The organism is Nocardioides sp. (genome assembly GCF_044226305.1).
GTDB lineage: Bacteria > Actinomycetota > Actinomycetes > Propionibacteriales > Nocardioidaceae > Nocardioides.
This window is the reverse complement of sequence record NZ_JBGAHF010000004.1, coordinates 29,117-50,894: the sequence shown is the minus strand read 5'-3', so window position 1 is coordinate 50,894 and position 21,778 is coordinate 29,117. Positions and strand designations below refer to the sequence as shown.

Below are 21,778 nucleotides of genomic sequence, written 5' to 3'. Positions count from 1 at the left end.
CTCGTCGGTGGCTCTCAGCGCGTGAGCGTGACGACGGCGTCCAGGCGGGCCAGCTTGGCCGGGTTGCGCACCACGTAGAGCCCGGTCACCTGGCCGTCCTCGACCACCATCGACGCCACCGTGTCGAGCTCGCCGTCGACGACCACGCGCAGGGCCGGCGCACCGTTGACCACGACCACGTCGACGTCGGCCGCGACACCGCCGGTGACGCCGTCGAGGAACCGGATCACCTTGTCGCGCCCGAGGATCGGCCGCAGCGCCGCCTTCTTCACGCCGCCACCGTCGGTGATGAGGACGACGTCGGGCGCCAGCACGTCCATCAGGCTCTGGATGTCCCCGGTCGAGACGGCGGCGAGGAAGCCCCGCATCGCGCGGTCGTGCTCGGTGGGACTCGGCTCGCGTCGCGGCCGCCGCTCCTCGACGTGGGCGCGCGACCGGTGGGCGATCTGCCGGACGGCGGCCGGCGTCTTGTCGACCGACGCCGCGATCTCGTCGTACCCGAGGTCGAAGACCTCGCGCAGCACGAACACCGCCCGCTCGGTGGGTGCGAGCGTCTCCAGCACGGTGAGCATCGCCAGCGACACGCTGTCGGCGAGCTCGACGTCCTCGGCCACGTCGGGGGTGGTCAGCAGCGGCTCGGGCAGCCACGGACCGACGTACTGCTCGCGCCGGCGGGCGTTGCTGCGCATCCGGTTGAGCGCCAGCCGGGTGGCGATCCGCACCAGGTAGGCACGGTCGTCGCGCACCTGCGACCGGTCGACCTCGGCCCACCGGAGCCAGGTCTCCTGGAGCACGTCCTCGGCGTCCACGGCCGACCCGAGCATCTCGTAGGCGACGGTGAAGAGGAGGTTGCGGTGCTCGACGAAGGCGTCGGTGGCGGTCGCGCTCATGCCTGCTGCCCACCGGTCCTCATGACGGTCGACGGTACGGCGAGCGGCAGCTCGCACACATCCGAATATCCCTGGCTCTGCAGGCCGGCGGCGGCGTTGAAGCGCGACCGCATGTTCTCGATCGCCACCATCTGGGTGAGCTCGACGACGGCGGCGGCGCCGAGCTGCGCGACCAGGCTCGCGGTCATCTCGTCGGTGACGGTGAGCGGCGTCGTGCTCATCGCCTCGGCGTAGGCGAGCACCTCCCGCTCGAGAGGCGTGAACAGGTCGGACTCGCGCCAGCGCGGCACCTCGCGCACCTTGCTCTCGTCCAGGCCCTCGCCGTGGGCGAGGAAGTAGCCGAAGTCGAGGCACCAGCTGCAGCCGATGACGGCGGCGCTGGCCATCTGGGCGTACGACTTCAGGTGCGGGTCGAGCTCGCGCCACTTCGCCACCTTGCCCTCGAAGGAGAGCACGGCCTTGAGCAGCGGCTTGTGGTGGAAGTAGACGTGCACCCCGTCCGGGACCTGTCCGTAGGTCCGACGGGCGTAAGCGGTGAGGAACCTGCCGTAGAGGCCGGTGATCGGTGCCTTCGGGATGCGGAACGTGCTGGCCATGTCGCTCTCCTCGGTTCGTGGGGTCGTGCACCAGACACCGACCGGGTCCGATCTGTGACACTCCACCCATGACGAGTCCGAGCCGGCGCCACCAGCTGCTCGCCTGGGCGGTGCCCCGGCTGCGCGGCAGCTCGGAGCTCGAGAGCCTGGAGACCGAGCGCGCCCGGCTGGTCGAGGCGCACTCGTCGTACCGCGCCGGGCTGCCCACGCGGCTGGTGCCGCGGTTCGACAAGCGCTTCTCGGTCGTCACCGAGGTGCTGAAGGGGGCGGCCGGCGAGTTCCCGTCGTACGTCGTGACGCCGCGCGGCGCCGACCCGCGCCGCACCGTGGTCTACGTCCACGGGGGCGGGTTCGTCTCGGGGATCGACGCGTTCCACGTGCGCTACCTGGCCTGGCTGGCCACGGCGCTCGGGGCGCGGGTGGTGCTGCCGGACTACCCGCTGACGCCCGAGCACACCTGGCGCGACTCCCACGACCAGCTGGCCGACCTGGTCGCCCGCTGGACCGCGGACTCCGGGGAGCTGGTGCTCGCCGGCGACTCGGCCGGTGGCGGCTACGCGCTCGCGCTGGCCCTCACGCTCCGCGACCGCGGCGGCCCGCAGCCGTCGCGCCTCGTCCTGCACTCCCCCTGGGTCGACCTGACGACCAGCACCCCCGAGACGCCCGCCTTCTCGGCGGCCGACCCGTGGCTGCACCTCGGCAAGATCGAGGCGTACGCCGGCTGGTGGGCCGGCTCCCCCGACGACCTCGGCCGGCCCGAGGTGTCGCCCGCTCTCGGCGACCTCGCGGGACTACCGCCGGCGCTGATGTTCTGCGGCACCCGCGACACCCTCGCCCCCGGCTGCCGGCTGCTCGCCCGGCGGGCGGAGGATGCCGGCTGGGACCTCACCTACGTCGAGCGACCGGGCCTGATCCACGTCTACCCGCTGCTCCCCCTCGTGCCCGAGGCGGGCGAGGCGCGCCGGCAGACGCTGGAGTTCCTCCGGTGAACATCACGGCGACCACCTTCGACCAGCTCTCGTCGGCGACGGCGTACGCCGTGTGGCGGCTGCGCCAGGACGTGTTCGTCGTCGAGCAGCAGTGTCCGTACCCGGACCTCGACGGCCGCGACCCGGAGCCGGGGACCCGGCACGTGGTGATGGAGGACGACGGCGGGCAGGTCGTCGGCTACGCCCGGGTGCTCGATGACGGCACGGTCTGGCGCATCGGTCGGGTCGTGCTGGCCCGCGCCGCGCGAGGTGGCGGTCGGGGGTGGTCGGACCGGCTGATGACGACCGCGCTCGTGCTGTGCGAGGGCAAGGACGTCGTGCTGGACGCCCAGTCCCCGCTGGCGTCGTGGTACGCGACGTTCGGGTTCGAGGTCGACGGCCCGGAGTTCCTCGAGGACGGGATCCCGCACACCCCGATGCGCCGCGGGCCATGGGTGCGGTCCGCGGACCCCGACTGGTTCATCGGGTCGCTCGACGACTGAGGGCAGGGTGCCCCAGGGGACGTCGTACGACCCGGTCGCCCCCGCACCCGGGCCGCATGACCTTGCAGCCGCCGACCCCGGGACGTCATGCGACCCGGTCGCCCCCGCACCCGGGCCGTATGACCTCGCAGCCGACGACCCCGCGACGTCATGCGACCCGGTCGCCCCCGCACCCGGGTCGTATGACCTTGCAGCCGCCGACGAAACTCACGCCTGGACGATGAACCTTTGTCGTCCGAGCATGAGTTTCATCGGCCGGCCGATGAACCTTCACGGCGCCGGCAGGACCGCCTCGAACAGCACCCCGCCGGAGGTCTCCTCGCGCGTCGCGCGGCCCTGGGCGACGAGCAGCTCCAGGTGCGCCTTGGTCTCCATCGACGCCATGCCCTGGGCGAACGGGTCGAGCTCGTCGTAGGGCTTCTCGTGGCGGGTCCACCCGAGGTGGTGGGCGACCTGGTGCGCGGTCAGCGGACCGCCGGCCAGCGCGCGGAGGCTCTGCGCGAGCCGGTCCTCGTGGTGGGTGAGCAGCTCGTCGACCCGGGCGTGCGACGACGGCGCGACGGGACCGTGGGCGGGGAGCACGGTCAGGTCCGGGAGCGCGCGGACCTTGGTGAGCGAGGCCATGAAGTCGCCGAGCGGGTCGGGCACCGGCGGGACCGTGAAGCCGATCGACGGCGTGATCGTCGGCAGCACGTGATCACCGGCGAACAGCAGCCCGGCGGTCTGGTCGGCGAAGACGAAGTGGCCGGGCGTGTGGCCGGGCGTGTGTACGGCGTCGAGGGTGCGGGTGCCGACGGCGAGCTCCTGGTCGCCGGCCAGCCAGGTGTGCGGGTACTGCCACCACTCCGGGTCCGGGAGCTCGGTGGGACCGCCGGCCGCCCACAGGTCGGCGATCTCGTGCGCGCCCGCGGTGCGCAGCACCTCGAGGAACGGGTTGCCCTCGAAGTCGTGGGCGCCGGAGAGCGCGTCGTTGAGCAGGTCGAGCCCCGGCTTCTCGCCGAGCCCGAGCGAGACGTCGGCGCCGTACTCGTGACCCAGCACGGTCGCGAGCGTGTAGTGGTCGCGGTGGATGTGGGTGACCAGGAACCGGCGGATGTCGCCGAAGCCGTATCCGATGTCGCCCAGACAGCGCTCCAGCAGGTCGCGCGCGACCTGGATCGACCAGCCGCCGTCGATCAGCGTGAGCCCGTCGCCGGTCTCGAGGACGTAGACGTTGACCGCCTTGAGCCCGTCCATCGGCAGCGGCAGCGGGACCCGGTGGATGCCGTCGGCCACCTGCCAGGCGCCCTCGGCCGACCAGTGCTCGCCGGAGTCCGGCGAGACGGCGTACGCCGTGGGCGTGCTCGACGAGGTCACCTGCCGGACCCTACGGGGTGAGGTCGGGCAGGTTGAGGTCGAGGTTGGGCTCCTGGATGCCGCCGTCGACCTCGATGACCTTGCCGGTGACGTACTGCCCGGCCCGCGAGCTGAGGTAGAGCGCGGCCGCAGCGATGTCCTCGGCCTCCCCGACCCGGCCGAGCGGGGTCTTCGTCTCGAGCTGCTCCATCATCTCCGGCACGCCGGCGACGAACTCCAGCGCGCTGGTCATCACCGACCCGACCGCGATCGCGTTCACCCGGATCCGCGGCGCCAGGTCACGGGCCGCGAGGCGGGCCCAGTGCGCCAACGCGGCCTTCGCCGTCCCGTAGGCCAGGTAGCCGCGGCCGGACGCGCGCCCCATCATCGAGCCGATGTTGACGATGCTCTGCTGACCGTCCGGAGACCTCAGCATCAGTGGCACCGCGGCGACGCTGAGCGCGTGCGCGGTCATCACGTTGAAGTGGAAGGCCTCCGCGAGGTAGTCCGTGCTCGTGTCGAGGAAGGCGTTCGGGATCGTGCCGCCGACGTTGTTGACGACCGTGTCGAGCCGGCCGAGCTCGTCGTACGCCGTCTGCGCGAGACCGGCGACCGCGTCGAGGTCGTCGAGGTTCGCCGGTACGACGACCGCCCGGCGTCCGGCGGCCCGGATCCGCTCGGCGACCTGCTCGAGCTGGCTCTCCGTCCGGCTGGAGATCAGGACGTCCGCGCCCGCCTCGGCGAACGCCACCGCGCAGGCGGCTCCGATGCCGCGTCCGGCGCCGGTGACGACCGCGACCTGGCCGTCGAGGGAGAACCGGTCGAGGATGCCGCTCATCGCGCGACCAGCCCGCGGCCGGTGACCAGCGGCAGGTCGAGGGCCGTGACCAGCCCGCCGGGGGACGCGACGACCGCCGGGACGGCGTTCACGATCCGCTGCGCGGTGACGATCATCCCGGAGACGTTGTGGTCGCCGTGCTCGCCGTGGTGGGTGAAGTCGCACTGCATGAAGGGCTCCCCCTTGATCACCACCCGGTAGCAGCCGTCACCCTCGGGCGGGGTCGGCCACTCGGGCACCTGGTCGGGGGCGGTGCGCGTGTAGTGCTCGAGGACGACTCGCGGTACGCCGTTGACCTTGCCGATCAGCTGGAAGTGCACCGCTCCCATGGTGCCGGCGGCGACGTCGCCGGAGACGCTGGGCGTGTCCACCTCGGCGGCACGCCGGTCGACCTCCTCGGTCAGCGGCTCGTCCAGGACGATGTCGAGGCCGGCGGCGATCTGGCGGACCACGCTGCCCCAGGCCATGGTGAGGATGCCGGGCTCCCAGAGGAACGCCCGGTAGTCCATCGGCCGGCCGAAGCCGAACAGGTCGCCCATCACCACCGGCTGGTAGTAGGTCGAGTAGTCGCAGATCTCCATCACCCGCACCTCGTCGATGCGCTGGGAGAGGCTGGTCAGAGACAGCGGCAGCACGTCGTTCGCGAACCCGGGGTCGATCCCGTTGACGTGGAGGCTCGCGCCGGTGCGCTCGCCGGCCTTCGCGATCCTCTCCATCGTCTCCGGCGGCAGGATCTTCTCCGGCCACTGGAGGAGCACCGGGCCGCTCGAGGTGACGTTGACGCCGGCCTCGAGGAACTCGACGAGGTCCTCGATCGCCTCGAAGACCCGGTCGTCGGTCATCGCGGTGTGCACGATCGCGTCGGGCCGCATCGCCAGCAGCGCCTGCTTGTCGGTGGTCGCGGCGACGCCGAGCTCGCGCCCGAGCCCCGCCAGCTCACCGGCGTCCTTGCCGTCCTTGTCGGGGTTGGACACCCACACCCCGACGAGCTCGAGGTCCGGGTGGGCGTCGATGCCCGTGATCGCGTGCCGGCCGACGGTCCCCGTGGACCAGACGACGACCTTCAGTGGGTCTCCCATGCCCGGCAATCTAGAACACGTTCTACTCCGGTGGGAAGGGTCGGGCGAGGGCGTCGACGAGGGGGCGCGGGTCCGGGGCGTCGCCCGGGGCCTGGAGGACGACGGTGTCGGCCCCTGCCGCGCCGAGCCGGGCGACCCAACGCCCGAGGTCGCGGAGGCCGCCCCGGGGGTCCACCTCCGTGTAGACGCAGAGGTGGGCGGCGCCACCGACCGCCTCCCGCGCGCGTCGTACGACGTCGGGGTCGGTCACCGAGTCGAGGAGGACCCCGTCGGCGACCTCGCCGCCGAGCGCGACGGTGCGCGGCCCGCGGGCGCCGACCAGCAGCCGCGGCGCCGTCGGGGGTGGCCAGTCGAGCGCGACGCCGTCGAGGTGGACGTACCGGCCGGACACGGACACCGTCTCGCCCGCCAGCAGCGCCCGCACCGCGCTGACGTGCTCGCGCAGGAGGGTCATCGGCGACTCCACCCGGGCACCCACCTGCTCCATCCAGGGCTGCACGCCGTGCCCGAGCGCGACGACGAGGCGGTCCGGGAACATCCGCGCCAGGGTGGCGATCTCCATCGCCGCCAGGGCCGGGTTGCGCAGCGGGACCGGGAGCAGGCCGATCCCGACCCGCAGCCGGGTCGACCAGGCCAGCGCGGCCGCCGCGGTCGTGAGCCCGCCCTCGAGGAAGCAGTCCTCCCAGAGCCACAGCTCGGCCACCCCGGCTGCCTCCGCGTGCTCGACCACGGCGCGGAGCTCCTCGGGAGGGGACTGCGGACGGAAGACGACACCGGTCACGGGAGCCATGCGGCCACAGTGCCACGGTCGGCCGCCGGCGTGTCGTGCGGGTTTCACCGGTCAGCCGGTAAAGGCCGCACGACACGCCGTGCCCCGCCGGCGTGTCGTGCGGGAGTCACCGGTCAGCCGGTGAAGCCCGACGTGTCGCCCGCCTCCTCGACCACCACGCACCGCGTCCCGGAGTAGATGGTCGGCATGCAGCGGTTGCAGTGGATGCACACCCCGGCGTCGGCCTCGCCGGCGGCGAGCCGGTTGACGAGGTCGGGCTCGCGGAGCAGCGCCCGGCCCATCGCGACGAAGTCGAACCCGTCGGCCATCGCCTGCTCCATGGTCTCGCGCCGGTTGATGCCGCCGAGCAGCATCAGCGGCATCGAGAGCTCCGAGCGGAACCGCAGCGCCTTCTCGCGGAAGTAGCCCTCCTCGAACGGGTAGCTCTTGAGGAAGCTCCGGCCCACCGGCGTCCGCATCCCCATCCGGATCACCCACGGCATCGTCGCCGCGAAGTCCGCCACCGGCGCCTCGCCGCGGAAGAGGTACATCGGGTTCATCAGGGACGAGCCGCCGCTGAGCTGCAGCGCGTCGAGGCAGCCGTCGGACTCGAGCAGCCGGGCGTACGCCAGGCCCTCGTCGGTCGTGACGCCGCCCTTGAAGCCGTCGGACACCGAGACCTTCGCGGTCACGGCCACCTCGTCCCCGACCTCGTCGCGGACCGCGCGGGCGACCTGGCGGCCCAGGCGGGCCCGGTTCTCCAGCGACCCGCCCCAGTCGTCGCGCCGCCGGTTGAGGCCGGGGGCCAGGAAGGACGAGACGAGGTAGCTGTGCGCCATGTGCAGCTCGAGGACGTCGAAGCCGGCCCGCACCAGGGTCCGCGCGGCCGCGACGTAGAGGCGGGTGACGCGGGTCAGGTCCGCCTCGGTCGCCGCGCGGATCATCTGCATCGACAGCGGGCTGGGCATCCGCGACGCGCTGATCGCCTTGACCCCGTTGGAGCGCCCGTTGGCGACCGGCCCCGCGTGGCCCACCTGACCGGCGATCGCGGCACCCTCGGCGTGCACCGCCTCGGCCAGCCGGGCGAGCCCGGCGAGCGAGTGCTCCCCGACGACGACCTGCTCGCGGTGCGTGCGGCCCTCGGGGGCGACCGACAGGTAGGCGACGGTCGTCAGTCCCACGCCGCCGCGCGCCACCGCGAGGTGGTAGTCGACGAGCCCGTCGGTGACCTGGCCCTCCGGCGTGCGCCCCTCGAAGGTCGCCGCCTTCACGGTCCGGTTGCGCAGCCGGACGGGTCCGAGGGTGGCGGGGGCGAAGACGTCGGTCACGCCCGAAATCTAGAACACGTTACAGATCGGCGCGAGTGGTCCGCTTCTGCCGCCGCAGCCAGAGCAGACCGGCGACCGGCAGCACCGCGGGCACGAACCCGTAGCCGATCCCGTAGTCGGACCACACCGACGCGTCCGGGAACCACCGGTCGACCACGATCGACAGCGTCCCGACCGTCAGGACGCCGGCGAGCTCGATCCAGAGCATCACGCTCGCGAACCCGGTGTGCCCCACGGACGCCTGCCGGATCGCCCACCAGCCGAGCGCGTAGGTCACGGCGGCCGCGAGCGAGAGCCAGTAGGCGACCGGCGCCTCGTCGTACTGCGTCGTCAGCTGCACGATCGCCCGGGCGCCGGCAGCCAGCGTGAACAGCGCGTAGAACGCCAGCAGCACCTTGTGCGGGCCGGAGCGGGGCGCGGTGGTCACGCCGTCATCTCCAGACGTACGGCGACCACGGCGATCGCCAGCGCCGCGACCGCGACCACGGCCGACGACCACACGGCACGGTCGTCGCGCACCGACTGCATCGCGATCGGCAGCACGCACACCGACGCGACGAGGTAGCCGACGTACGTCGAGGTCGAGTCGGGTGGGTCGTCCCCCACCAGCGGTCCGAGCCCGGCGAGGGCGCGCACCACCAGCAGCAGCTCGAGCATCCAGGCCATCTGGTCCAGCCAGCGGGGGCGCCCCTGGCGACGCCCCGCCGTGACCAGTGCAAGGACGAAGACCAGCAGCGCGTATCCGACCACGATCCAGGTGATCTGGGTGCTGACGCTCGGCATGGGAGCATCATCGACCATGGCTCCCGACGACCTGGTGGCCGCCCTCCGCGCCGCCGGCTGCGTCTACGCCGAGGACGAGGCCCGGCTGCTGAGCTCGGCCGCGCCGGACGAGGACACCCTCGCCGCGATGCTCGAGCGCCGGGTCGCGGGCGAGCCGCTCGAGCAGGTCGTCGGCTTCGCCGAGTTCTGCGGGCTGCGGGTCGCGGTGGCGCCCGGGGTGTTCGTGCCCCGCCTCCGCTCGTCCGCGCTGGTGCGGCACGCGGCCGCCGGCCTCCGACCCGGCGCCGTCGTCGTCGACCTGTGCTGCGGCACGGGCGCGGTCGGCGCGGCGCTGGCCGCCGCCGTGCCGGGCCTGGAGGTGCACGGCGCCGACCTCGACCCGGCCGCGGTCGCCTGCGCCCGCCGCAACCTGCCGCCGGACCGGGTCCACGAGGGCGACCTGTACGACGCCCTCCCGCCCCGCCTGCGTGGCCGGCTGGCTGCGGTCGTCGCCAACGCGCCGTACGTGCCGACCGCGGCGATCGCCACGATGCCGCCCGAGGCCCGCGACCACGAGCACCGCGTCGCGCTCGACGGCGGCGGTGACGGCCTCGACGTGCAGCGGCGGGTCGTCGCCGGCGCACCGGAGTGGCTCACCCCCGGCGGCCGGCTCCTCGTCGAGACCAGCGTCGCCCAGGCGTCCGGCACCGTGGCGCTGATGGCGGCTGCCGGCCTGGTCGCCGAGGTCACACGCGACGATGACGTGGACGGCACCGTGGCCACGGGTCGTCGCCCTACGCTGCACCCGTGAGCACCGGCGACCTCGCGATGACCTGGTGGGGGCACGCGTCGACGACCGTCGAGATCGGCGGCGCCCGGGTCGCCACGGACCCGCTGCTCGGCGACCGGCTCTTCCACCTGCGCCGGTACGGCGCCAGCCCGGCCGCCCGCGCCTACGAGGCGGACGTCGTGCTGATCTCGCACCTGCACCACGACCACCTGCACCTGCCGTCCCTGCGCCGCTTCGGCACCGACGTGCCGATCCTCGTGCCCCGCGGCGGCGAGTCGCTGCTGCGGGCCCTCGGGTCGCACCGGGTCCGACCGGTGGGACCGGGCGAGGTCGTGGAGGTCGCCGGCGTCACGGTCCGGGTGCTCCCCGCGACCCACGACGGCGGCCGCGGCCCGCACACCCGCGTGACCGGGCCGCCGCTGGGGTTCCGCGTCGACGGGGGCGGTCGCTCGTTCTGGTTCCCCGGCGACACCGAGCTGCGCGAGGACATGCGGTCCGTCGGCGCGGTCGACCTGGCGCTGGTCCCGATCGGCGGCTGGGGCCCCACGCTCGAGGACGGTCACATGAACCCGCTCGACGGGGCGAGCGCCGTGCTGACCGTCGGCGCGACCACGGCGGTCCCGGTGCACTGGGGGACCTTCTGGCCGCTCGGGCTGCGCCGGATCGCCCGTGACAACCACCACCGGCTGTTCACCACGCCCGGCCGGCGCTTCGTCGACGCGCTCGCCGGCCAGCCCGTCGACGCCGTGCTCGCCGAGCCCGGGCGCCGGCTCGAGCTCTGACGCTCAGCCCCGGCACGACCCGTCTGTGGGGTGCGGCGGGGTCCGGGGTGCTCGTTCTCGTTCAATTGCGCCGCCAGGTCGGTGCTACCCGTCGGTAACCCGGACTTCTGCCAGCAATTGAACGGAAACGGTCCGCTCACCAGTCGGGAACCGGCAACGCTCAGCCCCGGCAGGCCGCGACCGCGAGCCGGTCGACGAAGTCGTTCATGGTGTGGCCCGAGTGGCCCTTCACCCAGCTGAACGCGACGTCCCCGCGGGCGTCGACCAGCTCGACCAGCGGCTCCCAGAGGTCCCGGTTGGCGACCGGCTGCCGGGCGGAGTTCGTCCAGCCGCGCGCGAGCCAGCCGCGCCACCAGCCGTCACGGAAGCAGTTGACGACGTACGTCGAGTCGCTGACCACCAGCAGCGGCCCGTCGAGGGCGCGGACCGCCTCGAGCGCGGCCCGGACCTCCATCCGCTGGTTGGTCGAGGGGGCCTCGCGGCCGGACGCGTGGACCGAGGTGTCCAGCGCCCAGGCCCAGCCGCCGGGGCCGGGGTTGCCGGCGCAGGCGCCGTCGGTGAAGACCTCGCGGGCACCGGGAGGGACGGGCATCGCGGGTCGGGGGGCGCGCTTGCGGGGTGGCACGGGAGCACCCTCGCACAGGCCGGACGGGTAGCGTCCGGGGCATGGTCGGGAACGACGGGGTGCCGGTCAGCCCGGTCGACCTGCTCGGGGCCTGGGAGCTGCGGCGGGTCGTGGACGACCGCCTGGCGGGCCGCCGGCGCGACGTGCGCGGCACCGCGGTGCTGGAGCTGGAGTCACCCGACCGGGTCCGCTGGAGCGAGACCGGGACGATGAGCTGGGACGGGCGCGAGGTCGCGGTCGGGCGGACGCTGTTCGTCGTGCGCGCGAGCGACGCGTGGTTCGTGGAGTTCTCCGACGGGCGGCCGTTCCACCCGTGGGCGGTCGGTCGCCGGGTCGAGCACCCCTGCGCGCCGGACCACTACGTGGGGCTGATCGAGCTGGTCGAGGACGGCTGGACGGTCGAGTGGCGGGCGACCGGGCCGGAGAAGGACTACGTGATGACGACGATCCACTCCGGTCACCGGCCGGCCCACCACCTCGGTGGAGGTCCCGCCTGACCGGGTCATGCGGTCAGGCGGCCGAGCGGCTGGGGGCGGGAGCCGCGGGCTCCAGGTGCGCCAGCGAGGCCACCGGCTGCGTGCCTCGGCGGGCCTGGGCGACGAACCCGAGGACCGCGTCGACGATGACGACGGTCGCGATGACCGCGGCGACGGTCGCGACGACGATGAAGGCGAGGGCGAAGGGGGTGAGGCTCTGGTCGATCATGGTGCTCTCCTGGGGTGAGGTGCCGGTCCCGGCACTGGTATGCATTGAATGATTACTACGCTAGTAATCGCCTGATTACTTGTCAAGGGGTCAGGCGGCGCGGCCGGCGACGGCAGCGACGGCCGGGTGCGCGGCGTGCAGCGGCACGACCGTCTGCGACGAGCGGCGGCCCTCGGTGGCGACGGCGGCGATCGCGGCGAGCGCGAGCGCGGTGGCCACGGCGGCGAAGACGAGGAAGCCGACGGCGAACGGCAGCAGCGAGGTGTCGATCATGGTGCTCTCCTGGGGGTGGTGGTCCCGGGCATCTCCCGGTGCCCCTACGCTCCCGCGCACCTCTTGGGGGCGACTGGGAGCGAACTGGAGGGTGACTGGAGGTCGCCGGCGGAGCAGGGAGAACGTGTTCCACTTTTCCCGGTGGAGCCCTACAGTCCCGGCATGAGCACCCCCTGGCCGCGCGCGGAGCTCGAGGCGGCCTTCCAGCACTACCAGGACGAGGTCGACCGGATCGCCGGCTCCGGCGACTGGGCACGGTTCGCGGACCTCTTCACCGAGGACGCGACGTACCGCGAGCACGCGTACGGCGACTTCAGCGGCCGTGAGCAGATCCGCGGCTGGATCGTCGAGACGATGACGACCTTCCCCGGCAGCGAGATGCCCCGGTTCCCGATCGCGTGGCACGTGGTCGACGAGGAGCGCGGCCGGATCGTCTGCGAGGTCTGGAACGACCTGGTGGACCCCGGCGACGGCGAGCGGCACGGGGCGAGCAACATCACCATCCTCACCTACGCCAGTGACGGGCTGTGGTCGTGCGAGGAGGACGTCTACAACCCCGCGACGTTCCTGCGGGCGACCCGGCGCTGGGCGCGCGTCGCCGACACCCACGGCCGGCTCTCCGACGAGGGCCGCGCCTGGCTGGCCGCGTTCGCCTGAGCGGTCCTCGACGTCCGGCCGTCAGCGGCGCGAGCCGCGGGCGGTCGCGTACGACGGCTCGCGGAGCCGCTCCACCCAGTCGTACTGCTCGAGACCCGGCAGCTGCCGGCGCACCGGGTCGAAGGACACCTCGAGGTCCGCGCCGGCGGCGGCGAGGTCGAGGGTCGCGAACGGCCGCCACTCCCCCAGCCCGACCGCGCAGGCGAGCTCGAAGCGGTCCTCGCCCTGCGCTCGGGCCCCGACGAGCAGCGGGCCCGCCGGGGTCCGGTAGGGCAGCAGCGTGGTGAGCGGCCGACCCTCGGGGCGGCGGCTCACGGTCAGCAGGAAGCGGGTGGCGCGACCCCAGCCCGTGGACGCGAGGAGCAGGTCGCCGTGGTCGTCGGGCCCGAGCGGGACGCGGACGGCCAGCCCGTGGATGTCGGGCAGCGGTGCCGGCAGCCCGACCGCGCGCGAGCGGCGGACGAGCACCTCGTCCTCCCCCACCTCGTCGAGCCAGGCGACCCCGGTCGGCGGACGCAGCCCGGTCCGCCGCAGCCGACCGGTCACGACCCGGCCCTGCGGGTGCAGCGGCTTGCGCGCGGGACGCAGGGCGGCGACAGTGCGGGTGGTCCGGGCGAGGGCGGATCCGACGAGGGCGTCGAGCACACCCCCGACGTACCCGATCGGGGTGGCCCGAAGGCACGGCTCGAGCCACAGGAACGTCACAGGCACGGCACAGAGCCCGGCCAGACCCGCTTCCTACCGTCTCGACCATGACCGACGCACCGCTTCCCACCAGCACCCGCCAACGCCGTCGCTGGCGGCGGATCCTCGCCGGCAGCGTGATGGCCGGGTCGCTCGCGCTCACCGCGGCGTGCGGCGTCGCCGCGGCCGACCCCGGCTCGCAGTTCTCGGGCAACGGCACGTCCAGCTCCTCCTCGCAGTCCTCGGGCGGCGGCACGACGCTGAGCCAGGGCTCGGCGACGAGCAGCCACGCGACCTCGCAGGGCTCCTGAGATGACCGCTGCCCACGAGTGGAGCCTGTGGACCACGACCGCCCGGCTCGTCGTCACCGAGCCGGCCCTCCTCGACCGGGCCGTGGCGCTCACGACCTCCCTCCTCGACGAGGTCGACGTCGCCGCAAGCCGGTTCCGGGGGGACAGCGAGCTGCGCCAGCTGCCGGCGCGGCTCGCCCAGGGCGGTGGCCGGGCCCGGGTCTCGCCGCTGCTCGAGCACCTGGTCGCGGTCGCGCTCGACGCGGCCGCCTGGACCGACGGCGCCGTCGACCCCACGCTCGGCCGGGCGCTGGCCGACGTCGGCTACGACCGCGACCTGAGCCGGCTGCCGGCGTACGACGACCGGCCGATCGTGACCCGCAGCCGGCCGGGCTGGGACCGGGTGCACGTCGCCGGCGGATGGCTGACGGCGCCGCCTGGTCTCGAGCTGGACCTCGGCGCCACCGCGAAGGCCGCGGCCGCCGACCTGGCCGCGCGCCGGGTCACCGAGGAGCTCGGGACCGGGGTGCTGGTCAGCCTCGGCGGCGACATCGCCACGGCCGGGCCGGGGCCGGAGGGCGGCTGGCAGGTCACCGTCCGCGACGGTGAGGACCAGCCCGCGGCGCACGTCACGCTGCCGGCCGGCTCCGCGCTCGCGACCTCCAGCACGCTGCACCGCACCTGGCGCCGCGACGGCCGGACCGTGCACCACATCCTCGACCCGGCGACCGCCCTCCCTGCGGCGTCCGTGTGGCGCACGGTCTCGGTCGCGGCCCCCCGCTGTGCCGAGGCCAACGCGGCCACCACGGCCGTCGTGGTCAAGGGCAGCGCCGGCCGGCGCTGGCTGCGGGAGCACGGCCTCACCGCGCGCCTCGTCGACGACGCGGGCACCGTCCACCTCGTGGGCGGCTGGCCGGAGGAGCGGGACCAGGCGGCCTGAGGCCGACGACCGGGTGGGTCAGGCGTACGCCGGCGTCCGGCCGTGCAACGCGGCCCACTGGAACGGGAAGAAGACCAGCACCGGCACCAGGAAGTAGCCGACCCGGCTGTACGGGACGAGCAGGAACGCCAGGCACAGCCCGAGCGCGATCCGGGACGCGGCCCAGCTGACGTCCGGCGAGGAGCGCACGACGCACCAGACCGCGAACGCCGCCCCGGCGACCAGCACCAGGGCGAGCGACGCCCAGGCCGGCACCCCGGCCAGGCGGAGCAGCACCCCCGGCAGCGGCGACGCGGCGGGGGACTGCACGAGCGACTCCCCGGAGGGGAACTCCACGACGTTGGCCCACATCGCCCGCGGGTCGGTGCGGGCCACCGGCAGCACCGTGACCAGCGCGGTCGCCCCGGACACCCCGGCGAACCGCAGCGCCGCCGCCAGCCCGTCGCGACGGTAGATGCACACGACCAGGACGAACGCAGCGCAGGCGCCGGTCGGCTTGATCGCCATCGTCAGCCCGATCGCGACCGCGCTCCAGGCGTACCGGTGCCGGGCCACAAGGGCGATCGCCAGCACGGTCAGGGCCGCCTGCGGCACGTCGACACCGCTGACCGCGATCGCCGCCGCCACCAGGGGGCAGGCGACCAGGAGCGCCAGGCGGGTGTCCAGCGCGGCGCGGTGGTCCACCGGCCCGGCCGGGACCCGCCTCGACCAGAACCGCACGGCGACGAGGGCCGCCACCAGCAGCGCGAGCGCGGGCAGCCGCAGGTCGCCGCCGGTGGCCGGGACGACGCCGAAGGCGTAGAGCGCCGGCAGGTAGGGGCGGTACTCGTAGACCGACGAGGGGTCGGGCAGGTACGGGCTGCCCGCCGACATCAGCTGGACCGCGCCGCTGTGCACCACCCGGATCTCCGGCTGGCCCATCCCGCGCACGACGAGCAGAACCGTCGGCACCACCACCGACCCGACGGCGGCGACCAGGCAGGACCGGCGAGGCCCGAGCCCGACGGACAGGCCGACCAGGGCGGCGGCGTACCCGATCGCGGCGACGGTCGCCCACACCCGCTGGGTCTCCCGGCTCGGGTCGACCAGGACCCACACGGTGAAGGCCAGGTACGCCACGAGCACGACCCGCTCCGTGCCGAGCCGTCGGACGGTCGCGGCCGCCCGGGCCCTGATCGTGCCCACGCCGCATCGTTGCACCCCGGCGTCCCTGGTGGCGCCGGGGGTTCCGGCCGGTGGAACGGTGTGCCGACCCCGGCACGGCGTGCCGGGGTCGGCGTACCGGTCCGGACGTACTAGTCGCGGGAGGACCACGTCGGCGGGCGGCGGGCCGTTCGGCCCTGCACCCGGCACCCCGACGTCGAGCACGCTGGTGCTGCCGCCCGTCGGGTGACGCCAGGACACCTTCCGGGTGACCGACACTCACACCGCACCGCGCCGGCCAGGCCCTCTCCGCCTCCCCCGATGGACGAGGGCCTGTTTCTTCCCGCACCTGCCCTCCGGCACCGACCAGGCCGGAGGGCGGGGCGGGCTCAGTCGACCGGCTCTCCGGCGAGCGCCTTGGCGGCCAGCCGCTCCTCCTCGCTGACCTCCCAGACCTCGTAGGCCGCGTGCAGCGCGATCAGGATGATGAAGCAGCCCAGGACGAGGTCCGGCCAGCCCGAGCCGCTCCAGAGCGTCACCAGGGCCATGCCGATGATGGCCAGGTTGACGAGCACGTCGTTGCGCGCGGAGAGGAACGCCGCCGTGCTCAGCGAGCCGCCGTGGTGACGCACGCGGACGAGCAGCCACGCGCTCGTCCCGTTGACCGCGATCGCGCCGAGCGACGCCAGCACCACCGGCAGCACCTCGGGCGGGACCGGGTCGGTGAAGCGCCGGACGGCCTCCACGGCCGCGACCGACGCCGGGACGAGGATCACGAGCGCCATCAGCTTGCCCATCGCGGCCCGCCGGGCCAGCGGCCAGCCGAGCGCGACGAAGATCAGCAGGTTGACCGCGGTGTCCTCGAGGAAGTCCACGCTGTCGGCCAGGAGCGACACCGACCCCGCCGCCACGGCCACCGTGATCTCGACGAAGAAGTACGAGAGGTTCAACAGCGCGACCACGAGGACGACCCGTCGCAGGCGGCGGGCGTCGGCGTCGGACGGTGGCGGTCGTTCGTCGGTCATCGCGTTGATAGTGTCCGGCACCATGACGCTCGGGACCGTTCGCCACCCCGCCGTGCAGTGCCCCTGCACCGGGCTGACGCTCTCTCCCGAGCCCGCCTGCTGACCGGCATGACGGAGTCTCGCGCCGGACAGCTGAAGCAGGCCGTCGCCTTCACGGCGGGCCTGTACGGCACCCGTGCGCGCGGGCTGGTCGACGTGCACGTACGCCGCAACGAGTTCGCCCGGCTGCGCTCGGTGGTCGACCCGTACCCGGTGTACGACCGGATCCGGGCCGCCGGCCCGTTCGTCGAGACCCCGGCCGGGCACCTCGCGACCGCGGACCACGAGACCTGCCGCGAGGTGCTGCGCAGCCGGAGGTTCGGCGTCGCACCCGAGGCGGCGACCAAGGTGGACCCGGCGTACGACCGCTCGTTCCTCACCAGGAACCCGCCCGACCACACCCGGCTGCGTCGCCTCGTCGCACCCGCGTTCGCGCCGCACCGGCTCGCTGCCTTCGAGGTCCTGGTCGAGGACACGGTGGCGACCCTGGTGGACCGGGCCGCGAGCAGCGGGACCTTCGACCTGATGGAGGGCCTCGCGAACCCGCTCCCCGTCGCCGTGATCAGCAGCCTCCTCGGCCTCGAGGAGGACGAGGGCACCGCCCTGGCGGCGTACGGCGCCGTGCTCGGCACCGCCGCACCCGGGTTCAGCTCGCTGCGCCACGCCCAGAAGGTGCTGCTCGCCGCCCGGCACCTCAACCGGGCGCTCGAGGGCGTGCTCGAGGAACGCCGGCGCAACCCGGGCGACGACCTGGTCAGCGCCCTCGTCGCCCGTGAGGGCGACGGCGACGCGCCGATCCGCACGGCCGAGCTGGTGCCGCTGTGCCGGATGCTGCTGATCGCCGGGTTCGAGACGACGGTCGGGCTGATCGGCAACGCCGTCGACGCGTTCCTCGACCACCCCGGCCAGTGGGAGCTCCTGGTGGCCGACCCCGGCCTCGCCGGCGCTGCGGTCCAGGAGGCGCTGCGCTTCGACCCGCCGGTGCAGCGCACCGGCCGGGTCTCGTTCGACGACACCGAGGTCGCCGGTCGGCCGGTCGCGGCCGGCCAGTGGGTCAACGTGCTGATCGGCGGCGCGAACCGGGACCCGGCCGTCTTCGACGACCCCGCGACCTTCGACATCACCCGCACCGACGGCGCCGAGCACCTCGCCTTCTCCAGCGGCATCCACCGCTGCATCGGCCGGCCGCTCGCCGAGCTCGAGGGGACCGTCGCCCTCCGGGTGCTCGCCGAGCGCCTGCCCGGGCTGACCCGGGCGGGCGTCGTACGACGCGGCAACGCGACGCTGGTCCGCGCCCCGCTGGCCCTGCCGGTCCGAGCCGGCTAGCCGCGCCTCACCGGGAGGTCGGGGACGGCGGAGGCCAGAGCAGCTCGGCGACGGGCCGGCGCTCCCGCGCACCGCCGGCCTGCGACCGTCCCTGGTCCAGCGGCCGCCCGACCGCCATCAGCGTGGTGACCTCCCAGTGCGGAGGAACGCCGAAGTCCTGCTGCAGGCCGTCGCGGTCGAAGGCCCGGAACTGCCGGACGAACAGGCCCAGGGCGCGGGCCTGGACCGTCAGGTGCGCGACCGCCTGCCCGAGGTCGTACTGGGCGAACTCGGAGAACTCCCAGTCGGTGCCCTCCACGAACCGGTGGCTGAGGTTCGCGACGAGGAGGCTGGCGGACGGCGCCCACCGCCGGGAGCCGGGGGTGAGCCGGCCGACGAGGCCGGCGTGGTCGGCGTCGCCGCGACGACCGACGATGAAGGCCCAGGGTTGGGAGTTGCCGGCGGACGGCGCCCAGCGGGCGGCCTCGAGCAGGAGCGTGACCTCGTCCGGGTCGACGACGTGCTCCCCGTCGAAGGCGGCCGGGCTCCAGCGGCTGGCCAGGAGCGGGTGGAGCCGGGGCGGGTGCGGCGAGCTCATGGACCCAGCATGACCGGCCGCCCACACTGGGCCCATGGCGCGCGGACCCGACGACACCGTCGCGTTCCGGCTCTGGCCGCCGGTCGCGATCGGCGCCCCCCTGGTCGCGGGCTGGGTCGCGACGGTGGTGTGGGGCGACCCGGTCGATCTCGGTGGGTGGCGGGTCCCGGTCGGCTGGGCGCTGGTGCTGGCGTGCGCCGGCTGGAACGGCTGGTCGCTGTGGCTGTTCCGGCGCCATCGGACCGGGCTGCTGCCCGGCCAGGCCACGCACGCGATGATCGAGGAGGGGCCGTACCGGCTCTCCCGCAACCCGCTCTACGTGGGGCTGCTGGCGCTCTACCTCGGTCTGGCGCTGCTGGCGCCGACGTTCTGGGGCCTGCTGCTCGCGCCGGCCGCCGTGCAACTCGTCCTCTGGGGGGCGATCCGACCGGAGGAGCGGTTCCTGCACGAGCGGTTCGGGGCGGCGTACGACGACTACGCGCGACGGGTGCGTCGCTGGCTGTGACGCCCCCGTCGACGGTGGATCAGGCGAGCGTGGCCGAGCGTGAGCGCCGGACGAACGTCGCGAGCAGGAGCACCAGGAGGGCCATCACCGACAGCGCGAGCAGCCCGGCCTGGTAGTCGCCAGAGTGGCCGAAGATCGAGCCCATCACCAGCGGGGGCACGAAACCACCGAGGCCAGGTAGAGCACGGGGATCGGGGTCAGGAGCGAGATCGCCGGGAACATGACCCGACCGCCGAACCCCGCCACCCGGGACCCGCGGCTCTACGAGTGGGGCATCTAGCCGGGCGTTGCGCTTCGTGCGGGCGTCGGTGTCGGCGGGTCACGGGTGGTCTCGTGGTTGCGACCGACAGGCAGCAAGAGCGGGTACAGCGGCTTCGGGTCGCGGCTGTCTCCCGGGTCACAGCGCCACGTGAGCTCCCCTCCACAGGCTCGTTCCGGGCGGCGGTTCACCATGGGACCCAGGTGAACCCGCACTTCCCACGCCGTGCCCACCATGGGAAGTGACGGTTCAACGACAGACCATGGTGAACCTGCGGCGGATGGGGAAGGGCTGACGCGCGCCAGGGCCGCTGCCAGCATGTGCCCATGGGCACCCCATCTCCGGAGGAGATCAAGGCGGGCGTGGCCGGCGTCTTCGACCGCGCGGCCGCGACCTACGACCAGGTGGGCGTGGAGTTCTTCCAGCCGATCGGTCGGTTCCTGGTGAGCCGGACCGGCCCCCGGCCGGGCGAGCGGGTGCTGGACGTCGGCTGCGGCCGGGGCGCCAGTGCGATCCCGGCAGCCGAGGCCGTCGGGCCGACCGGCAGCGTGTTGGCGACCGACCTCGCCCCCGCGATGGTCGAGGAGGTACGACGGACGGCCGGCGCCCTGCCCTGGCTGACCGTCGAGGTCGGCGATGCCGAGCAGCCACCCGAGGGGACCTTCGACATCGTCCAGGCCGGCCTGGTCCTGTTCTTCCTGCCGTCGCTCGACACCGCGCTCGCCCGCTACCGGGACCGGCTGGCGCCGGGCGGTCGGCTCGGCTTCACGTGGTTCGGTGAGCCGGACACCCGCTGGGAACCCGTGTTCGGGGCGCTGGTCGCCGACCTGCCGGAGGGCGAGCGGCAGTCGCGCACACCCGGGGACGGTCCGTTCTCGTCCGTGGCGGCGATGCACGACCACCTGTCCGGGCAGGGCTGGTCGGAGGTGAGCACCGAGTCGCTGGTGCACGAGGTCCGGGTGCGCGACGCCGACCACTGGTTCGAGTGGTCGTGGTCCCAGGGCTACCGGACGGTCCTCGAGAAGCTCGAGGCGCGCGGCCTGCTGGCCGCCGCCCGTGCCCGGGTCGGGCGGCTGCTCGAGGAGATGGCGGCCCGCGACGGCGGGCTGACGTGGCGGGCCGAGGTGCACGCCACGCTCGCCCGCGGCTGAATGCCCGGCCCGAGCGGGCCATTCGAAGACGCGTCGCCGGACCCCAACCGTCGGGACCTAAGTCTCCGGCGCCACGGGCCCGAGACGCCGATGCTGGAGGACATGACTCCCGAGGTCCGACCTCCCTCACCGTGCGCCGACGGCGTGCCGAGCGACCTGCTGCGCCGCACCGTGGCCGACGGGATGCTCGTCGCCCCGACCGTCTTCGGCGAGGACACCCGCGTCGCGGACCTGGCCGCCTTCTTCGAGGACGACCACGTCCACGCGGCCCTGGTGGTCGACGGGTCCGGCCGGCTGGTCACCGTCGTCGACCCGGCGGACCTCATGGGTCGCCCGGCGACGGACCTCGCGGCCACCCTCGGCCGCCTGACGGACCGCACGATCCCGAGCACGCTCGACCTCGCCACCACCTGGTGGTCGATGCGGCACAGCGGCCGGCGCCGGCTCGCCGTGGTCGACGCCGAGGGACACCTGCTCGGTCTGCTCTGCCTCACGAGGTCGGGCCGCGGCTTCTGCTCCGACGCCGACGTCGAGGCGCGGCGCCGCGAGCGGGCGTCGGTCCTCACTCCCGCCTAGGGCGCCAGCGGCGTCCGTCGCACCAACCGGCCACTACCGGGGCTCGGGCCGGCCGGCTCGCCCGCAGCGCACGCGGTCGCGACATGTCCGGATCTCAGGCGGCGGTGCGCTGTCCACCTTCTCGCGGAGTAGATCGGTGGACAGCCCACCGGCGGTCGGCGCCGACACGATCCAGCGGTGAGTGTTCCACCAAACCCAACGCTTGAAAGGTGGCTCACCCACCGCTGCGTTGCGACATCCACAACTCGGCACGAGCGGATGACGCGCTCGCGACACCGACGCCGTGAGTGGTGGCGCACGCCACCGCTCACCCGACCTCCGACGCCCCGCCGCCGCAGAGGTCGCGGTGGTGACACCGACGTC

At 74.1% G+C, this 21,778-nt stretch carries 29 protein-coding genes; 12 read left to right on the top strand and 17 right to left on the bottom strand.

All coding sequences use genetic code 11. The features are described 5' to 3' along the window. Nucleotides 1-14: 14 nt before the first annotated feature. Nucleotides 15-890, bottom strand: a complete 876-nt coding sequence (locus ACILQ5_RS05680) for an RNA polymerase sigma-70 factor (RefSeq protein WP_395657009.1) — start codon at nucleotides 888-890, stop codon at nucleotides 15-17. Next, nucleotides 887-1,486 carry a carboxymuconolactone decarboxylase family protein gene (locus tag ACILQ5_RS05675; RefSeq protein ID WP_395657008.1) on the bottom strand — a complete coding sequence of 200 codons (600 nt, stop codon included), beginning with the start codon at nucleotides 1,484-1,486 and terminating at the stop codon, nucleotides 887-889. The genes ACILQ5_RS05680 and ACILQ5_RS05675 overlap by 4 nt, the downstream gene beginning before the upstream one ends. A gap of 68 nt (nucleotides 1,487-1,554) precedes the next feature. Here ACILQ5_RS05675 and ACILQ5_RS05670 point away from each other — a divergent pair, with 68 nt between their 5' ends. Together ACILQ5_RS05670 and ACILQ5_RS05665 are read left to right on the top strand one after the other, a co-directional pair. Beyond that, nucleotides 1,555-2,475, top strand: a complete 921-nt coding sequence (locus tag ACILQ5_RS05670; protein ID WP_395657007.1) for an alpha/beta hydrolase — start codon at nucleotides 1,555-1,557, stop codon at nucleotides 2,473-2,475. Continuing rightward, nucleotides 2,472-2,957: a GNAT family N-acetyltransferase gene (locus tag ACILQ5_RS05665; protein WP_395657006.1), complete on the top strand. Its 486-nt coding sequence runs from the start codon at nucleotides 2,472-2,474 to the stop codon at nucleotides 2,955-2,957. The genes ACILQ5_RS05670 and ACILQ5_RS05665 overlap by 4 nt, the downstream gene beginning before the upstream one ends. A gap of 270 nt (nucleotides 2,958-3,227) precedes the next feature. Here the strand turns inward: ACILQ5_RS05665 and ACILQ5_RS05660 are convergent, their stop codons facing one another. From ACILQ5_RS05660 to ACILQ5_RS05630, 7 genes are all read right to left on the bottom strand, one after another. Next, nucleotides 3,228-4,313 carry an MBL fold metallo-hydrolase gene (locus ACILQ5_RS05660; protein WP_395657005.1) on the bottom strand — a complete coding sequence of 362 codons (1,086 nt, stop codon included), beginning with the start codon at nucleotides 4,311-4,313 and terminating at the stop codon, nucleotides 3,228-3,230. 10 nt (nucleotides 4,314-4,323) lie between these two features. Continuing rightward, nucleotides 4,324-5,130 (bottom strand): SDR family oxidoreductase, encoded by an 807-nt coding sequence (locus ACILQ5_RS05655; protein WP_395657004.1) that lies wholly within the window; start codon nucleotides 5,128-5,130, stop codon nucleotides 4,324-4,326. Then, nucleotides 5,127-6,209 carry a diacylglycerol kinase gene (locus tag ACILQ5_RS05650; RefSeq protein ID WP_395657003.1) on the bottom strand — a complete coding sequence of 361 codons (1,083 nt, stop codon included), beginning with the start codon at nucleotides 6,207-6,209 and terminating at the stop codon, nucleotides 5,127-5,129. The genes ACILQ5_RS05655 and ACILQ5_RS05650 overlap by 4 nt, the downstream gene beginning before the upstream one ends. Before the next feature lie 22 nt (nucleotides 6,210-6,231). Beyond that, entirely contained in the window at nucleotides 6,232-6,999 is a 768-nt protein-coding gene (locus ACILQ5_RS05645; RefSeq protein ID WP_395657002.1) for an LLM class flavin-dependent oxidoreductase, read from the bottom strand. Between the two features lie 113 nt (nucleotides 7,000-7,112). Then, nucleotides 7,113-8,306: an NADH:flavin oxidoreductase gene (locus tag ACILQ5_RS05640; RefSeq protein WP_395657001.1), complete on the bottom strand. Its 1,194-nt coding sequence runs from the start codon at nucleotides 8,304-8,306 to the stop codon at nucleotides 7,113-7,115. Nucleotides 8,307-8,325: 19 nt separating this feature from the next. Continuing rightward, a complete protein-coding gene (locus tag ACILQ5_RS05635) occupies nucleotides 8,326-8,733 on the bottom strand; it encodes a hypothetical protein (protein ID WP_395657000.1) in 408 nt (135 codons plus the stop codon). Further along, nucleotides 8,730-9,089: a hypothetical protein gene (locus ACILQ5_RS05630; protein WP_395656999.1), complete on the bottom strand. Its 360-nt coding sequence runs from the start codon at nucleotides 9,087-9,089 to the stop codon at nucleotides 8,730-8,732. Before ACILQ5_RS05630 ends, ACILQ5_RS05635 begins: the two co-directional genes overlap by 4 nt. 16 nt (nucleotides 9,090-9,105) lie before the next feature. Between ACILQ5_RS05630 and ACILQ5_RS05625 the strand changes: the two genes are divergently transcribed. Next, nucleotides 9,106-9,879, top strand: coding sequence for a putative protein N(5)-glutamine methyltransferase (locus ACILQ5_RS05625; RefSeq protein ID WP_395656998.1), 774 nt, complete (start codon nucleotides 9,106-9,108; stop codon nucleotides 9,877-9,879). Then, complete coding sequence (locus tag ACILQ5_RS05620) at nucleotides 9,876-10,640, top strand: MBL fold metallo-hydrolase (RefSeq protein WP_395656997.1); 765 nt, start codon at nucleotides 9,876-9,878, stop codon at nucleotides 10,638-10,640. The genes ACILQ5_RS05625 and ACILQ5_RS05620 overlap by 4 nt, the downstream gene beginning before the upstream one ends. Nucleotides 10,641-10,800: 160 nt before the next feature. On the opposite strand, the gene ACILQ5_RS05615 is transcribed toward ACILQ5_RS05620, so the two are convergent. Beyond that, nucleotides 10,801-11,265, bottom strand: a complete 465-nt coding sequence (locus ACILQ5_RS05615) for a ribonuclease H (protein ID WP_395656996.1) — start codon at nucleotides 11,263-11,265, stop codon at nucleotides 10,801-10,803. Nucleotides 11,266-11,306: 41 nt separating this feature from the next. Between ACILQ5_RS05615 and ACILQ5_RS05610 the strand changes: the two genes are divergently transcribed. After that, complete coding sequence (locus ACILQ5_RS05610) at nucleotides 11,307-11,762, top strand: DUF6314 family protein (protein WP_395656995.1); 456 nt, start codon at nucleotides 11,307-11,309, stop codon at nucleotides 11,760-11,762. Between the two features lie 13 nt (nucleotides 11,763-11,775). On the opposite strand, the gene ACILQ5_RS05605 is transcribed toward ACILQ5_RS05610, so the two are convergent. Both ACILQ5_RS05605 and ACILQ5_RS05600 read right to left on the bottom strand, forming a co-directional pair. After that, nucleotides 11,776-11,970 (bottom strand): hypothetical protein, encoded by a 195-nt coding sequence (locus ACILQ5_RS05605; protein ID WP_395656994.1) that lies wholly within the window; start codon nucleotides 11,968-11,970, stop codon nucleotides 11,776-11,778. 90 nt (nucleotides 11,971-12,060) lie between these two features. Beyond that, nucleotides 12,061-12,243 carry a hypothetical protein gene (locus ACILQ5_RS05600; protein WP_395656993.1) on the bottom strand — a complete coding sequence of 61 codons (183 nt, stop codon included), beginning with the start codon at nucleotides 12,241-12,243 and terminating at the stop codon, nucleotides 12,061-12,063. 162 nt (nucleotides 12,244-12,405) lie between these two features. Between ACILQ5_RS05600 and ACILQ5_RS05595 the strand changes: the two genes are divergently transcribed. Continuing rightward, the gene (locus ACILQ5_RS05595; protein WP_395656992.1) at nucleotides 12,406-12,900 is read left to right on the top strand and encodes a nuclear transport factor 2 family protein; all 495 of its coding nucleotides are present in this window, start codon (nucleotides 12,406-12,408) and stop codon (nucleotides 12,898-12,900) included. A gap of 21 nt (nucleotides 12,901-12,921) precedes the next feature. Here the strand turns inward: ACILQ5_RS05595 and ACILQ5_RS05590 are convergent, their stop codons facing one another. Then, nucleotides 12,922-13,611 (bottom strand): hypothetical protein, encoded by a 690-nt coding sequence (locus ACILQ5_RS05590; protein ID WP_395656991.1) that lies wholly within the window; start codon nucleotides 13,609-13,611, stop codon nucleotides 12,922-12,924. A gap of 41 nt (nucleotides 13,612-13,652) precedes the next feature. Between ACILQ5_RS05590 and ACILQ5_RS05585 the strand changes: the two genes are divergently transcribed. Next, a complete protein-coding gene (locus tag ACILQ5_RS05585; protein WP_395656990.1) occupies nucleotides 13,653-13,895 on the top strand; it encodes a hypothetical protein in 243 nt (80 codons plus the stop codon). A gap of 1 nt (nucleotide 13,896) precedes the next feature. Further along, nucleotides 13,897-14,814: an FAD:protein FMN transferase gene (locus ACILQ5_RS05580; RefSeq protein WP_395656989.1), complete on the top strand. Its 918-nt coding sequence runs from the start codon at nucleotides 13,897-13,899 to the stop codon at nucleotides 14,812-14,814. A gap of 18 nt (nucleotides 14,815-14,832) precedes the next feature. Here ACILQ5_RS05580 and ACILQ5_RS05575 read toward each other — a convergent pair whose 3' ends face one another. Further along, entirely contained in the window at nucleotides 14,833-15,999 is a 1,167-nt protein-coding gene (locus ACILQ5_RS05575; RefSeq protein WP_395656988.1) for a glycosyltransferase family 87 protein, read from the bottom strand. A 347-nt stretch (nucleotides 16,000-16,346) separates the two neighbouring features. Continuing rightward, nucleotides 16,347-16,982: a cation transporter gene (locus ACILQ5_RS05570; RefSeq protein ID WP_395656987.1), complete on the bottom strand. Its 636-nt coding sequence runs from the start codon at nucleotides 16,980-16,982 to the stop codon at nucleotides 16,347-16,349. Between the two features lie 108 nt (nucleotides 16,983-17,090). Between ACILQ5_RS05570 and ACILQ5_RS05565 the strand changes: the two genes are divergently transcribed. Beyond that, the gene (locus tag ACILQ5_RS05565) at nucleotides 17,091-18,347 is read left to right on the top strand and encodes a cytochrome P450 (RefSeq protein ID WP_395656986.1); all 1,257 of its coding nucleotides are present in this window, start codon (nucleotides 17,091-17,093) and stop codon (nucleotides 18,345-18,347) included. 7 nt (nucleotides 18,348-18,354) lie between these two features. On the opposite strand, the gene ACILQ5_RS05560 is transcribed toward ACILQ5_RS05565, so the two are convergent. After that, nucleotides 18,355-18,924, bottom strand: coding sequence for a nitroreductase family protein (locus ACILQ5_RS05560; RefSeq protein WP_395656985.1), 570 nt, complete (start codon nucleotides 18,922-18,924; stop codon nucleotides 18,355-18,357). 34 nt (nucleotides 18,925-18,958) lie between these two features. Between ACILQ5_RS05560 and ACILQ5_RS05555 the strand changes: the two genes are divergently transcribed. Beyond that, nucleotides 18,959-19,429 carry a methyltransferase family protein gene (locus tag ACILQ5_RS05555; protein WP_395656984.1) on the top strand — a complete coding sequence of 157 codons (471 nt, stop codon included), beginning with the start codon at nucleotides 18,959-18,961 and terminating at the stop codon, nucleotides 19,427-19,429. Between the two features lie 19 nt (nucleotides 19,430-19,448). On the opposite strand, the gene ACILQ5_RS05550 is transcribed toward ACILQ5_RS05555, so the two are convergent. Beyond that, complete coding sequence (locus ACILQ5_RS05550; RefSeq protein ID WP_395656983.1) at nucleotides 19,449-19,589, bottom strand: hypothetical protein; 141 nt, start codon at nucleotides 19,587-19,589, stop codon at nucleotides 19,449-19,451. A gap of 425 nt (nucleotides 19,590-20,014) precedes the next feature. Here ACILQ5_RS05550 and ACILQ5_RS05545 point away from each other — a divergent pair, with 425 nt between their 5' ends. Together ACILQ5_RS05545 and ACILQ5_RS05540 are read left to right on the top strand one after the other, a co-directional pair. Beyond that, entirely contained in the window at nucleotides 20,015-20,839 is an 825-nt protein-coding gene (locus ACILQ5_RS05545; RefSeq protein WP_395656982.1) for a class I SAM-dependent methyltransferase, read from the top strand. A 102-nt stretch (nucleotides 20,840-20,941) separates the two neighbouring features. Next, nucleotides 20,942-21,415 carry a CBS domain-containing protein gene (locus ACILQ5_RS05540; RefSeq protein ID WP_395656981.1) on the top strand — a complete coding sequence of 158 codons (474 nt, stop codon included), beginning with the start codon at nucleotides 20,942-20,944 and terminating at the stop codon, nucleotides 21,413-21,415. The last annotated feature ends 363 nt before the right edge of the window (nucleotides 21,416-21,778 follow it).